We start from the raw sequence: 13,546 nt of genomic DNA on the forward strand, positions 1-13,546 counted from the left end.
ACATTTGTGTTGCGGAACCGGTTCCGCAACATTTTTTACTTAATTTTGGAACCGGTACCAATTGTATAAAGAACTCATATGATTTTTGGAGGTGGACGATATGAACACCGTACATTGTATCGGCGAATTGTTGATTGACTGGGTATGCGAGGATGCTTCAAGCAATCTCGTTAAAGGGACAACGTTCGTCAAAAAAGCAGGGGGCGCACCTGCGAATGTCGCGGCAGTCGTCAGTAAGCACGGGGGGCAATCTAGTTTCCTCGGACAGGTCGGAGATGACCCGTTTGGTCTCTTCTTGAAACAGACGTTGGTCGAGAACGGCGTCCGAACAGAAAACCTTGTGGAGTCTGGAGACACGACGTTCGCATTCGTATCAATTCAAGAGGATGGAGAGCGGGACTTCACATTCCGTCGCGGAAGTGACGGAGAGTACGCCTTCGATTCAATCGACTTATCAGTGATTGAGTCAAGAGACATCATTCATTTTGGTTCAGCGACAGCACTACTTGATGGAAAACTGAAAGATGCGTACTTCAAATTATTGCAATTTGCAAAGCGGGATGGCTTGTTTATCTCGTTCGACCCGAACTATCGGGATGCACTGATCACTGACCTCGAACAGTTTAAACAAGACGCGAGACATTTCATCGCAGAAGCAGACTTCGTCAAACTAAGTGAAGAAGAAGCCCACTTGTTAACGGGTGAGAAGCAACTTGAAGAAGCGGTTCAAGCGCTTCTCCGATTAGGAGCTAAACAGGTGGCAATCACACTCGGATCTCGTGGCACATTGATTGCGACAACGGTTCACCACGAAATCGTTCCATCGATTGCGATTGAGAGTGTGGATTCGACGGGTGCAGGTGATGCATTCGTTGGTGCCTATTTGTATCGTTTGGCGACACTCGGGTTTGACCCGGAGCGCTTACGTTCCGACATTGAATATGCGAATGTAACAGGTGCATTGACATGTACGGCTTATGGAGCCATTCCAGCCATTCCAACACGACAGCTTGTAAATGAAACGTTAGGAGGGAAATGAAAATGGATTACAAAAAAGAAGCAGCTTCGATATTAGAGGCAATCGGCGGTAAAGAGAACGTTGCGGCAGCGGCGCATTGTGCGACTCGTCTTCGTCTCGTATTGAACGATGAGTCAAAGGTCGATGAGAAAGCACTCGAACAACTTGACGTCGTCAAAGGAACGTTCTCGACAGGAGGACAATACCAAATCATCATCGGACAAGGTACGGTCAACAAGGTTTATGCCGAATTTTTACAATTGACAGGTCTTGGAGACATGTCAACGACAGACGTGAAGTCAGCCGGAGCGAAAAAGATGAACCCGCTCCAGCAATTTGTCAAAATGTTATCAGATATCTTCGTCCCAATCATTCCGGCCATCGTCGCCGGAGGTCTCTTGATGGGGATCAACAACCTATTGACAGCACCGGATTTGTTTTTTGAAGGACGTTCATTGATTGACCAGTATCCAGGCATGGCAGACATAGCAGCGATGATCAATACGTTCGCAAACGCCGCCTTCGTCTTCCTACCTGTACTCATAGGGTTCTCCGCAGCCAAGCGGTTCGGTGGTAACCCATATCTCGGTGCAGCACTCGGGATGATCATGGTTCACCCGGACTTGATCAATGCATACGCTCAGGCAAGCGTTGAGGAGATTCCGGTTTGGAACATCTTTGGGCTTGAGATTGAGAAGTTAGGATACCAAGGACAAGTCTTACCAGTCCTCGTCTCGACATATATTTTATCGAAACTTGAAATCAACATTCGGAAGTTTATGCCGGCATCACTTGATATTTTGCTCACGCCATTGCTCTCACTTCTCTTCACAGCATTCATCACGTTCGCCTTCGTGGGTCCAATCACACGCGAAGCAGGGAACTTGATCATTGATGGATTAGTATGGACGTACGATTCACTCGGGTTCGTCGGTGGCTTGATCATGGGTCTTCTCTACGCTCCAATCGTTATCACGGGGATGCACCATAGCTTCATCGCAATTGAGACACAGCTTCTCGCCGATATCGCTGAAACAGGGGGATCGTTCATCTTCCCAATCGCTGCGATGTCAAACGTCGCACAAGGGGCAGCTACCCTTGCCGTCTTCTTCTTGACTGCTGATAAGAAGATGAAAGGTGTCGCCTCAGCATCAGGAATCTCTGCATTACTTGGGATCACAGAGCCTGCCATGTTCGGGGTCAACTTAAAACTTCGTTATCCATTCATCGCAGCCATCGTCGGTTCAGCCGTTGCCTCTGCATTCATCGTTGGAAACGACGTATTGGCAGTAGCGCTCGGTGCTGCCGGATTACCGGGAATTATTTCAATCGCACCGGGTTCGATCATCTCGTATATCATTGGTATGGCCATCGCCTTTGCCGTGACATTCGGATTGACATTCATCCTTGCGAAACGACAAGCAAAAAAAGAAGCGGTCAAACAAGCCGCGTAACGAAAAAGGAAGTGACACTATGAATTGGACGAAGGCCGAACGTTATCGTTCACTCCGTGACGTGAGCGCCCTCGAGATGGAGGTGCTCCGTGCAAAGACGGCCGCATCCCCGTGGCGGTTTGGGTACCATATCCAGCCGCCGACGGGCCTCCTCAATGACCCGAACGGCTTCACCTATTACGATGGAGAGTACCATCTATTCTATCAATGGTTCCCGCTCGGGCCAGTTCACGGTCTCAAACATTGGTATCATGTCAGTTCGAAAGATCTTGTCCATTGGACCGACCGCGGGGTGGCGTTAGTCCCTGAAACGAAAGAAGATTCCCACGGTGCCTATTCTGGAAGTGGTTTCGTTGTAGACGACACCCTTCACGTGATGTATACAGGGAATCATCGTACGGACGATTGGACGCGTCACGCCTCGCAAATCATCGGTGTACTGCGTGAAGGGATAATCGAGCGCCGCAACGTGGCCATCCCGGATATCCCGGCAGGCTATACGGAACACTTCCGAGATCCAAAGGTATGGGAAGCAGATGGCACATATTATGCGATTGTCGGGGCGCAGCGCACAGATGAGACAGGTTGTGTCGTCTTATATCGTTCAACTGACTTAAGTGATTGGACATTTTTAGGTGAAGTGAAGACGGGGCTCGAGCAGTTCGGTTACATGTGGGAGTGTCCTGACGTCTTTGAAATTGAAGGAAAACACGTGCTCATTTTTTCTCCGCAAGGGATTGAGCCGGAAGGTCATCGCTACCACAACATCTACCAATCTGGATATGTCACAGGCACGCTTGATTTGGAGACACTCGTCTTCAAACATGAGTCGTTTGAAGAGCTCGACTTCGGGTTTGACTTTTATGCACCGCAATCGACGGAGCATGACGGGCGTCGTATTCTAGTCGGTTGGATGGGACTACCGGAAATCGAATATCCGACAGACCGGTACGGCTGGGCACATGCGTTAACACTGCCACGTGAACTATCAGTGGAAGATGGTGTATTGAAACAACGACCTGTCCCAGAAATGAAGCAACTACGACAAGACCAGTTTGTCAACGAATCAGGGACACAGCTTGACGTGGTCTCACCCGAACGTTTTGAATTAGAACTGTCGACGGCCGGAGAAGACTTCAAACTTGAACTGTTGAAGACGGAAGATGAGTCGCTCGTGATTCGGTACGAGAAAGATACACGCGAATTGACCATCGATCGGACAAACGCGGGTGAACCGTTTGCGACGGAGTTTGGGACGACCCGGACAAAAGTGATTGAGGTCACGTCCCTTCATTTGTATGTCGACTCGTCGAGTGTCGAGTGTTTCGTCAACGATGGTGATGCTGTGGCAACCCTTCGCGTCTTCCCGAGTGAGGGTGAGAAACGGGTCCGCTACGTCGGAGACGAGGCAAGTTTAGTCGGTTGGAAATATGAATGAATGTAAAAGCTGAGCGTTTGCTCGGCTTTTCTTTTATTTCTATATTTTGAAACCGTTTTGATTGGATCTACGTATTGAGATAGAGAAGAGAGAGGTGAAAGAATGGAAAAAATGATGAAGTGGGTTGATGCGATTCGAACGATTACCGCACCATTTGGGGATCCAGTGGGAGAAATTGAGAATGAAGAAGTTGAACGTGTGATGGTGGCAGAATCGGTAGGACTGGGTTCGTTTAATGAAAAAATAGCACTAGAATTCCACTCGTTGGATCAAGTGAGAGTGTTCGCGGAAATGCTACGAAGTTCAGAAGAAATCGAAGACATCGAAATCGAAGTAGCACCCGATTTTGACCTCATCGTACAATTTAAAGGTAGAGAGCAAGAGCGCTATCAGCTTTGGCTCGGACAACCGGACCATCCAAGTGTGATCACAGAATTTGAACGAACAGACGTTATCTGGAGAATCCCGGAACATACAACGAATCAATTGATTGATGCCCTCGGATTAGAGGCGTAAAAAAGCACCTCTTTTTGAGATGCTTTAGGAGTTAAAACGGATAAATTGTTCGATTTGTCGCTCTGATTTTCTTGCTTGCCGTCCGACCCAAATCAAGTGACCGGGACTGTTCAGAATCGTAAGCTGCGCATGTGGGATCAAGCGCTTCGCGTAATGGGCATGTCGAACAGGAACTGCTTTGTCGTTTTTCGAGTGAATGATATAGGTTGGGCACGACACACCGAGTAACACCTCACTCGAGACACGCTGTTTCAAATCGAACTGTGCGCCAAGTCCAAACGCCATCTGATTCGCGACGCGTTTCAGGAGGAAAATATCATAAGGAGACACCTCTTCTCGAATCGTCTCGAGTGCCAACACGCTTGTCGATTGAATCATACGGGCCGTCGCTTCGAATGGATGTTTATGAATGGCACGAGCAATAAACTGTTTCATGATGTATTGAAGTGCGATAAATGCGGGTTGGACGACATTTCGGCTGACCGTGTCCCGATACGGGAAATCAACGACACTCGTCACGGCGGCAGCGAGGGTCAAACTAAGGACACGCTGATTCTGTGAAGCGAGCTCGATCGCGGTCGGTCCTCCGGCAGAGATGCCATAGACATGATATCGATCAATATCTAGCATTTGCATCAAGTGAGACAGTCGGGATGCAAACAATTGAGGAGATGCTGAAAAAGAGTATGGTGTTTCTCCATATCCGGGTCTAGATGGGACAATGACCCGGAAACCGGATAAAACGAGTTGGTCCACATGGTATGGTTCTAAACTCGATGACTGGGTCCCATGGATCAGTACGATGACGGGACCGTGACCGCGGTCTATATATTCGATTTTTGAGCCGTCGACGTGTGCATAATATTTCAACTTAGATGGCGCCTCCTTAAACGTTTTGTAATGGAAAATACCTTTATTTCGTGGAAATAAAATGATAATGTCTGTTTATACATAATTTAGACAGAGAGACGAAAGGGGATAGAACCGTGAATAACCGAGAGCGGTTACTTGAAGTTCGACGTTTCTTCGAACGTTACACGGACGAAGCGAATCCAAAGACACTAGAAGATTTGCTCGAGTACTTGTCAACGATTGGAGATACTTCTAAGTTAGCAAAAAAATCGGTGAAAGACGATATCCAAGCACTGAATAATTCGGGGTTTGAAGTGCAGGATGAATTGGAGAAGAATGGTCTCGCCAAAAAATATTGGCATTCGGCCCGCTTATTTGAGATTCATGAACTTCGGATGATGGTCGATGCGATTGTCGCAGCGAAATTTATCTCGGAAGACGTGACCGAGGAAATCGTAGAGAAGCTTCAAATGCTGACGAGTATCCCTGAAGCGAAGACGCTACAATCGATCATCAAGACGCCGAAGAAAAAACACGGACACATTCCTTACCATATCGATCGTATTCAACGGGCCATTCATGAACGGAAAGCCATCTCGTTCCAATATACAGACGTCGTCGGATTCGATGTAACGAAGCGAACGTTTCCACTTCGTCGTGACGGAGAACGTTATGTCGTCAATCCGATCGACTTGCATTGGAATCACGAGCAGTACTACTTGATCGGAATCGACGAATCAATCGGAGAGGTGCGGAACTATCGGGTCGATCGCATCGTCAACTCGGAGATCGTGGAAGACGGCACCATTCGCCCGAAACATCATCTACCTGATGATTACTATCAAAAGTCATTCAATATGTATAACGGATCTGATGAACAAATCGTCTTGTCTGTCGACGAACGGGTACTCCCGGTCATCTTTGACAAATTAGGAGAAGATGTTTCCGTGTCCGAACATGGAGAACGCTTCCTCATCCGTTTCGACGCAGCCGTATCTGACGGATTCATTTACTGGTTGCTGTCTTTGGGTTCACAAGTAGAAGTGGTTGAACCACTCACGCTTCGTGAACATATGAAAGCAACGATTGAGAAGATGGCAATTACTTATGAACATACAAGCATTCATTCCTCCATCGAGTAAGCAGATGTGCTATACTGCTTGCGACACTAGATGAAGGGGGACAGGCGGATGTTGAATTGGATGCCATTGATCATTCCGATTGTCGCTGTCATTTTCGTAACGATCGTCGCAAGACGCGCCATGAAAATGGATAAAGAGAACTAATAGGAAGAGACATCGTCCAGGATTGGGAGATGTCTCTTTCGCTATGGAGGTAGAACGTGGATACGATTACACATACGTTATTCGGTTTGACGTTATATGGTGCAGCCGATAAGCGTGATTTACAACAACATGAAAAACGAGCCTTATTCGTCACGACACTCGTCGGGAGCCAAATCCCTGACAGTGATGTGATTTCACGGCTATGGGACACGGAAGGCATGTATCAGATGTGGCATCGCGGCATCACTCACTCGATCTTCCTCGTTCCGCTCTTTGCACTGCTCATCTACATACTGGTTCGTCTTCTCTTTCGAGTGACGGACATCCGCTATTTTTGGTGGGCCTTATTGTCTGTCTTCGTACACAATACATCCGATTTGTTCAATGCATGGGGGACAGGGTATTTCGAACCGATCTCGGACGTGAGGATCACATTCGGTGTGATCCCGATTGTCGATTTTGTCTATTGGGGAATCTTCTTGGTCGCCTGGCTCGTCGCACGTAAACAAGAAGTCCGGTATAAGACGTATCGGTATGCATGGGCTGCCCTCGTTCTTTATGTCGCGCTTCAAAGTGCACAAGGCGCCTATTTATATCAGTCTTATTCAAAAGAATATGACGAAGTGGCGCTCTCGGCTTCATTTATCCCGACACATTTCACGGTCATTACGAAGACTGACGAGGACGTATCGCTCTTTCAAGATTCGATATATCAAGAAGCGACCTTGCAATACGAATTGACGAGTGCCGAAAAGACGAGTCTTGAGCCATTGTTTGAAGTGAATCAAGAGGCACGCACATTGACAAAATGGTCACCGTTCGTCGTCATCGTGGCGAACGAAGAACGACTCGGCGTCTTTGACCCACGTTTTTATGACGGAGAGTCCTCATTTTTATATGAATATATCGAAAGGTAGGGCAACGGATGGGACGTATACGTTATCTCTTTATCTTTGCTTACGAACAGGCACTTAGTTGTATCTTCCCGGTCGCCATCTTTGGCGCGCTCGCCGTCACGAAATTTGTGGAGTTACCGCTCCCGCGATATGATGTCTTACTCATCTGGTGTCTGTTCGTCCAAGTGATCCTTGTGAAGACGGGACTTGAGACGATGGAAGAAGTGAGGGTCATCAGCTGGTTCCATGTCATCGGTCTCGGACTTGAACTGTTCAAGGTGCAGATGGGGTCATGGAGTTATCCGGATGAGGCGTTCACAAAAGTGTGGGGCGTCCCGCTCTATGCAGGGTTTATGTATGCGAGCGTTGGAAGTTATGTCGTCCAGGCATGGCGTCGTCTCGATTTACGATTTACGAAGATGCCCCACCCAATCATCGCCTTCGGACTTGGCATCGCCATATACTTCAACTTTTTTTGGCACCATGTTTGGTTAGACCTACGGTGGCTGTTGATCGCATTCATCTTTTTGGCGTTCGGTCGCTCGGTTGTCTCGTATAAACTCGACGATCGACGATTTAAGATGCCGGTCGTCCTGTCATTCTTCTTGATTGCCTGCTTTATCTGGCTCGCTGAAAATATTGTCACGTTCTACAACGGCTGGGCGTATCCGGACCAATTGAACGGTTGGGCCATCGTCGATTTGGGAAAACTGTCGTCCTGGTTCCTACTCGTCATCATCAGTATCCTCCTTGTCGCTTGGCAAAAGCGAAAATTGGAGTATGAATTACCTTAAACTCGACATGTGTCGAGTTTTTTTGTGAGGGGACACGAATCCTTTTTTGAAGAAAGTCGTATTGTAAAACGAGGTGATTCGGTTGTTGGAAATTGTACTTACTTGGTTGATTGGATTATTGTGTCTAGGATCTCTTGTCATCTATTGGAGAGAGTGGCGAAAGACTCGGAATCGAGTCAAACTAGGACAAGCTTGTCTCGCAATGTTTTGTTCGTTTCTTGTACTTGGAATGGCAGGCATGGAAACGTACGACCGCATGACGACGAATCACATCGTCGAGACGGGAGAATGTTATGTCGTCGATGACCGATCATCGAAGGGTTCATCGAACGTGACGCTATGGTTCGGAGAGCGGTCATACGGCTTCAAGGAAATTCCGGACGTTGCATATGGTCCAGGATATGTGTTTACGTGTCGCGCAATAATGACAAAGCAGATGCAATCAGGAATCGATTATGAGTTGCGATCACTTGACGGTGAGCTATTATATTCAACCCGTTCAGATGATTGATTGCGTGAAACTCAAAAACAAAACGTGTTCAAAGCTAATTTTATAGCTTCGAACACGCTTTACTATTATTGACTCCTGTATGTATGCCATAAAAGCAACATCATGACGATAAAACCCAGTCCTCCGACTAAATTGGTTATGAACAAGATGTGCTGAGACGATAAGAGACTGAGTATGGCCTGCCATATCAAAGACAGTGAAATTACGACAAAAATGAAAACACCAAATGGATTAGCGAGAATCGCAATAAGTTTATGATTCATTGTCATGCACCATATGACCGGAATTTCTTGAACGTCCTACCAATCATTTCGATTCCTTCATCTTGTTTCGTTTTCTCTCTAAAAAGATTGGAAGGATATTCATAAAGATTGCCGCAACCGTTAAGAACCACAGCGCACGCGACATACCGGGTACGACATCCAATATGGCAGCCCAGTCTTTTGCTTCGACCCACATGTTGAGCAAACTATATTCGGCGCATAACGTGAGAGCAACTAATGATAGGGCAATCGCCATCGGCAGCTTATAGTCCTTCTCCATCATAAATACGGTCAAATTAATAAGCGTTGCGCCGATCGCCGCCAATCCAAAAATAATCCACATCCTTTAACCCCCTAAATATTTCTATCTATACATTGTATCATACAAATTAACCCATATAAATTTCAGAAAATTGTTTCTATTTGCATAATAAATATGCTAGAATCAGTGGAAAGTGTCTTTGGATATTATTCCCTTTAGAAAATGAACAATCAAACGGACATCCTTTCACACTTTTGATTGAGAGATTGGCATTCAAAAGGAGATCGAACTATGACGTATATTGCTCGAAAATCAGTTCATCTGATAGTCGCATTTTTCATCTTGATTGCGATTAGTGCGCTACCGTCGCTCGTCGTTCAGACGGATTTTAGTCTGACGAATTATTGGAACGGCATTCAACAACAGATGGACCAATTACAGAAACTAGAGGACATTACATATTACAACATCACCGCGCAACGTTACTTGCCACTCTTGCCGGCACTTGGACCGCTCGTCAAAGAATCGGTCATCATTTTTACCACGGCACTGGCGGTATCGACCTCGCTAGGATTAATGTATGCGTACTTCTACTATCGGAGCGGGAGACGCGTTCGTACCGTTTTGCACCAAACGAGTCAGACGCTCGAGATGGTACCAGATTTGTTCTGGTTAATTTTTTCTCAATTTCTTGCGATTACAATCCATAAGTCGACAGGGTTCGATCGCATTGAAGTTGCCGGAGGATTCGCAGAATATATACGGTTTCTCCCAATCGTCACATTGACGCTGACGACATTATTCTTCTTTATCAAATGGTTGACGATTCATATTCATGAACAAGAAGCCATTCCGTATCTCGAACTCGCGCAAGCGAAAGGGATTCGACCGAGTGGACTGTTTTGGAAACACTTATTACCGAATATCATCTATCGTTTTTACCTCTTTTTCCGTTCGAACATCATTACCATCTTATCGACACTTTTGATTGTCGAATACTTATTTAACGTTCAAGGGTTATTTCGATTCGCCGTCTACAACCCGCAGATGGAGATATTACTGGTTATCTTATTCGTCATCTATATCCCGATTTTTCTGTTGGATTTACTGATTGAATGGATTATTCCGAATGCATGGAAAGGAGGGATTTGATGCGCCGAGTATTAATACGTGACCCGATTTTCATCTTCTGTTTTGTTATCGTAGCGGGGCTATTGTTGATGAGTTTTGGAAATACCGTGTTTCGTGATGGGAATGTTGATCAAACCCTCATGCTCTACTCTGATGAAGGGAGACTCATTGGAATACCACCATTAGAACCGTCAAAATATCAATGGCTCGGGACGGACAATGCTGGATATGATTTATTCCAAATGCTCGTGGAAGGATTTAAGTGGACCGTTGGCATCTGTGCGCTCGTCGCATTCGGACGGATGGTCATCGGTCTAATGATTGGCATCCCTCTTGCTTTCAGGGGAGCTCGCTTAAATCAATTCTTTAAAACGTTATTGGACGGCTTTTTGATTCTGCCGATTTCATTGATCGCATTGATGATGTTAGTAGGAACACTGACCTTTTTTGATTCGACACAAGTGCCTCCATTATTTGATCGTGTAAAGATTGAACTAATCGTCTTAGTCGTTCTCGGATTGCCTGCCGTAACGTTATACCTGATCACGGAGATTCGACAATTGCTTCAACAAGAGTTCATGATCGTGGCTCAGACGCTTGGTGGCAGTGTCTGGCACCGTGTGAGATTGCATCTATTCCCACATCTCGTTCCAACCCTCGTGATCGTCTTCATGCAACAGTTTGTCCAAACGCTCATGTTGCTTATTCATCTCTCGCTGTTTGGGATTTTCTTCGGAGGAACGGTCATGTTACATGAAGGGATCATGCCGACCGTCTATGAATGGTCTTCGATGTTCGGGTATTATTTCAGACAGTTCACCGCGATGACGTGGATGACGAATCACTTGTTTCTCGTTCCGGCCATGTCACTTGCTGCGCTCATCTTTATCTTCAACTTGTTGACGAACCGTCTCGAGCGAGCATTTAAACTCAGACGTCAAGAACCGGTGGTGACCGAGGTAAGTCTAGCAGAATCGGAAGCGGCAGCTGCTTCTCTTTCGAATCCATTCACCCTCGTTGATTCAACCATGTCATTAAGGAAAGAACCGGATGATATCGTATGATATGATCCGGTTTTTCTATGTCGAATGGACTGAACTGTCTTGTTTGAGGGAACGTGTATAACAGATTAAGGTGACAATTGATGAATGGAGTGAATCAATATGAAAGCTGTGATTTGTACCGCGTATGGGCCACCTGAAGTACTTGTCATTCAAGAAGTGAATCAACCGAAGCCGAAAAGCAATGAGTTGCTGGTTCGAGTCCATGCATCGGCCGTCCACTCGGGAGATCGACGCCTCCGAGCACTAGACGTCCCTCCATTGGGGAGACTCCCCATGCGAATGGTTGTTGGGTTCAAGGCGCCACGTCAACCGATTCTCGGTGTCGTGTTGGCAGGCATCGTCGTGGAAACAGGCAACAGTGTGAAAAACTTTCAGGTCGGAGACAACGTCTATGCTCTAACTGGGATGCGGTTTGGCGGATATGCAGAATTCGCTTGTGTGAACGAATCGAAATGTGTGTTTCAGATGCCCACGCATGCCAGCTTTATCGAGGCGGCTGCTCTACCGTTCGGAGGTACGACGTCGTTACATTTTTTGCGGAAGGCACACATCGACCGGGCGAACAACGTTCTCATTTATGGTGGCGCAGGTGCTGTCGGTTCGACTGCCGTACAGATTGCGAAGCATTACGGTGTGCATGTCACAGCAGTTTGCCACGAGCGGAACGTTGAACTTGTGAAGCGACTTGGGGCTGATGTGGTCGTCGATTACACGAAAGAGGGGTACGACCTTGAATTAAATACGTATGATGTGGTCTTTGATGCCTCAGGGAAAATCGATAAACGATTAGCGAAAGCCCATGTGAGCGAGAACGGGGCCTTCAGTTCTGTCGCGGGGCAGGGACCAGCCAGTGAACACAAAGAGGATTTGATATTTTTGAACGAATTGTTTGAATCAGGAGCATTGCAACCCGTCATTGATACGGTATATCCACTCGATAAGATTGTCGAAGCGCACCGATATGTGGAACAAGGGAAAAAGGTGGGAAATGTGATGGTGAGCATCAATGCAGAATAAATAAAATGATAGTATAAAGAGAAGTATCAAATTCTTGCTTTATCGTGGGGTTTGGTCGACAACCTCACTTACATATGAATGGATTCATCAACTAGACAAATCATGAGAGCGAGCGAATAGTCATGAATATATTGATTGGGCAACCGAAGATAGAGCGAAATCTCGAGCAACTGAAGCGAGAGATTGAGTCGAACCCGACGGTGGACTTGATTCTCTATCCAGAGGGATATTGTACATATACAGAATTAGATGGGCTAAGTGACTTAGCGATCAAATTCAACACATCGATTGTTTTAGGGTATCGAGATGACACGAATAAAGATCGGGTCCTCATCATAAACAAGCAAGGTGACACGTTGTTAACGCGACGGAAAACACCAGAGAATGAGCTCTTGTTCATGCCATCAAGTGTCACGGATGGAGCGGAAGAATACGGTTATTTACTTTGCAGGGAGATTTTTATGGGGTATGAGGGCTTGAAAACGCATGAGCATCTGTCGATCATATTTAATCCAATCGGAGTCGGGATGTTTAGTGAGGAACAATTCATGGAGTGGACGGAAGAAGCGAGAAAGATTGCGATGGAACGAAAAGCGATGATCATCGGAACGAGTCATGCAGATGGGTCGTATCGAAATTGTGGAATCTCCATTCCGATCGCATATTGCTTCGATGAAAAGGGGGAAGAAGTGTTTCTATCGAAAAATGATACGAAAACGCGAGTGCTAGAGACTGTTTCAAGAGTTACAATATTCGTCTAATAAACTGTGACATCCTTAAATTAAAATGAAATGCGTGTAGAATGTATATTTATTTCACATACCACAATTTGAATTTGAACTAGAAAGCGAGTACTTATGAGATATCTTTTCAAACGAAAGCACAACAGTGATTACAACTGCTCAACATGTGGCACGAGAACCGAAAGTAAAGTCGGTTTTGGATCAATCATGCCAGCAATATTAGAAGGGCTGTCGAAACGGGAAATGAAGAAACGCGTCGTCTTGACAGATGATTATGCGTCCTCGATGAAGCTCATTTCTT

14 protein-coding genes are annotated in these 13,546 nt (G+C 46.2%); 12 read left to right on the forward strand and 2 right to left on the reverse strand.

Annotation, left to right across the window (positions count from 1 at the left end):
• The first annotated feature begins 100 nt into the window (after positions 1–100).
• The 4 genes from GVY42_RS02955 (at position 101) to GVY42_RS02970 (ending at position 4,426) form a co-directional block, all read left to right on the forward strand.
• Positions 101–1,039: a carbohydrate kinase gene (locus GVY42_RS02955; RefSeq protein WP_159562260.1), complete on the forward strand. Its 939-nt coding sequence runs from the start codon at positions 101–103 to the stop codon at positions 1,037–1,039.
• Between the two features lie 2 nt (positions 1,040–1,041).
• Positions 1,042–2,472 carry a sucrose-specific PTS transporter subunit IIBC gene (locus GVY42_RS02960; protein WP_159562261.1) on the forward strand — a complete coding sequence of 477 codons (1,431 nt, stop codon included), beginning with the start codon at positions 1,042–1,044 and terminating at the stop codon, positions 2,470–2,472.
• Between the two features lie 19 nt (positions 2,473–2,491).
• Positions 2,492–3,910 carry a sucrose-6-phosphate hydrolase gene (locus GVY42_RS02965; RefSeq protein WP_159562262.1) on the forward strand — a complete coding sequence of 473 codons (1,419 nt, stop codon included), beginning with the start codon at positions 2,492–2,494 and terminating at the stop codon, positions 3,908–3,910.
• A gap of 102 nt (positions 3,911–4,012) precedes the next feature.
• Positions 4,013–4,426 carry a hypothetical protein gene (locus GVY42_RS02970; protein WP_159562263.1) on the forward strand — a complete coding sequence of 138 codons (414 nt, stop codon included), beginning with the start codon at positions 4,013–4,015 and terminating at the stop codon, positions 4,424–4,426.
• A 24-nt stretch (positions 4,427–4,450) separates the two neighbouring features.
• On the opposite strand, the gene GVY42_RS02975 is transcribed toward GVY42_RS02970, so the two are convergent.
• On the reverse strand, positions 4,451–5,296 hold the full coding sequence (locus GVY42_RS02975; RefSeq protein WP_159562264.1) for an alpha/beta fold hydrolase: 846 nt from the start codon (positions 5,294–5,296) through the stop codon (positions 4,451–4,453).
• A 116-nt stretch (positions 5,297–5,412) separates the two neighbouring features.
• Between GVY42_RS02975 and GVY42_RS02980 the strand changes: the two genes are divergently transcribed.
• The 4 genes from GVY42_RS02980 to GVY42_RS02995 all read left to right on the forward strand — a co-directional run bounded on the left by GVY42_RS02980 (position 5,413) and on the right by GVY42_RS02995 (position 8,765).
• On the forward strand, positions 5,413–6,420 hold the full coding sequence (locus GVY42_RS02980; RefSeq protein ID WP_159562265.1) for a YafY family protein: 1,008 nt from the start codon (positions 5,413–5,415) through the stop codon (positions 6,418–6,420).
• A gap of 200 nt (positions 6,421–6,620) precedes the next feature.
• Positions 6,621–7,481, forward strand: a complete 861-nt coding sequence (locus tag GVY42_RS02985) for a metal-dependent hydrolase (RefSeq protein WP_159562266.1) — start codon at positions 6,621–6,623, stop codon at positions 7,479–7,481.
• 8 nt (positions 7,482–7,489) lie between these two features.
• On the forward strand, positions 7,490–8,254 hold the full coding sequence (locus tag GVY42_RS02990) for a DUF817 domain-containing protein (RefSeq protein ID WP_159562267.1): 765 nt from the start codon (positions 7,490–7,492) through the stop codon (positions 8,252–8,254).
• A gap of 85 nt (positions 8,255–8,339) precedes the next feature.
• Positions 8,340–8,765, forward strand: a complete 426-nt coding sequence (locus tag GVY42_RS02995) for a hypothetical protein (protein ID WP_074037059.1) — start codon at positions 8,340–8,342, stop codon at positions 8,763–8,765.
• Positions 8,766–9,071: 306 nt separating this feature from the next.
• On the opposite strand, the gene GVY42_RS03000 is transcribed toward GVY42_RS02995, so the two are convergent.
• The gene (locus tag GVY42_RS03000) at positions 9,072–9,371 is read right to left on the reverse strand and encodes a hypothetical protein (protein WP_159562268.1); all 300 of its coding nucleotides are present in this window, start codon (positions 9,369–9,371) and stop codon (positions 9,072–9,074) included.
• A gap of 210 nt (positions 9,372–9,581) precedes the next feature.
• Between GVY42_RS03000 and GVY42_RS03005 the strand changes: the two genes are divergently transcribed.
• From GVY42_RS03005 to GVY42_RS03020, 4 genes are all read left to right on the forward strand, one after another.
• Positions 9,582–10,442, forward strand: a complete 861-nt coding sequence (locus tag GVY42_RS03005; protein ID WP_159562269.1) for an ABC transporter permease subunit — start codon at positions 9,582–9,584, stop codon at positions 10,440–10,442.
• Positions 10,442–11,485 (forward strand): ABC transporter permease, encoded by a 1,044-nt coding sequence (locus GVY42_RS03010; protein WP_159562270.1) that lies wholly within the window; start codon positions 10,442–10,444, stop codon positions 11,483–11,485. Before GVY42_RS03005 ends, GVY42_RS03010 begins: the two co-directional genes overlap by 1 nt.
• A 99-nt stretch (positions 11,486–11,584) precedes the next feature.
• On the forward strand, positions 11,585–12,502 hold the full coding sequence (locus GVY42_RS03015) for an NAD(P)-dependent alcohol dehydrogenase (RefSeq protein ID WP_159562271.1): 918 nt from the start codon (positions 11,585–11,587) through the stop codon (positions 12,500–12,502).
• 122 nt (positions 12,503–12,624) lie between these two features.
• The gene (locus GVY42_RS03020; protein WP_147537435.1) at positions 12,625–13,263 is read left to right on the forward strand and encodes a hypothetical protein; all 639 of its coding nucleotides are present in this window, start codon (positions 12,625–12,627) and stop codon (positions 13,261–13,263) included.
• The last annotated feature ends 283 nt before the right edge of the window (positions 13,264–13,546 follow it).

Origin of the sequence: Exiguobacterium sp. 8A (assembly GCF_902506275.1) — a bacterium.
Taxonomy (GTDB): Bacteria; Bacillota; Bacilli; order Exiguobacteriales; family Exiguobacteriaceae; genus Exiguobacterium; species Exiguobacterium profundum.

Excerpts from the sequence above, each read along its gene's own strand:
- GVY42_RS02955 (WP_159562260.1), top strand. The coding sequence starts at position 101 with ATGAACACCGTACATTGTATCGGCGAATTGTTGATTGACTGGGTATGC.
- GVY42_RS02960 (WP_159562261.1), top strand. The coding sequence starts at position 1,042 with ATGGATTACAAAAAAGAAGCAGCTTCGATATTAGAGGCAATCGGCGGT.
- GVY42_RS02965 (WP_159562262.1), top strand. The coding sequence starts at position 2,492 with ATGAATTGGACGAAGGCCGAACGTTATCGTTCACTCCGTGACGTGAGC.
- GVY42_RS02970 (WP_159562263.1), top strand. The coding sequence starts at position 4,013 with ATGGAAAAAATGATGAAGTGGGTTGATGCGATTCGAACGATTACCGCA.
- GVY42_RS02990 (WP_159562267.1), top strand. The coding sequence starts at position 7,490 with ATGGGACGTATACGTTATCTCTTTATCTTTGCTTACGAACAGGCACTT.
- GVY42_RS03000 (WP_159562268.1), bottom strand. The coding sequence starts at position 9,371 with ATGTGGATTATTTTTGGATTGGCGGCGATCGGCGCAACGCTTATTAAT.
- GVY42_RS03005 (WP_159562269.1), top strand. The coding sequence starts at position 9,582 with ATGACGTATATTGCTCGAAAATCAGTTCATCTGATAGTCGCATTTTTC.
- GVY42_RS03010 (WP_159562270.1), top strand. The coding sequence starts at position 10,442 with ATGCGCCGAGTATTAATACGTGACCCGATTTTCATCTTCTGTTTTGTT.
- GVY42_RS03015 (WP_159562271.1), top strand. The coding sequence starts at position 11,585 with ATGAAAGCTGTGATTTGTACCGCGTATGGGCCACCTGAAGTACTTGTC.
- GVY42_RS03020 (WP_147537435.1), top strand. The coding sequence starts at position 12,625 with ATGAATATATTGATTGGGCAACCGAAGATAGAGCGAAATCTCGAGCAA.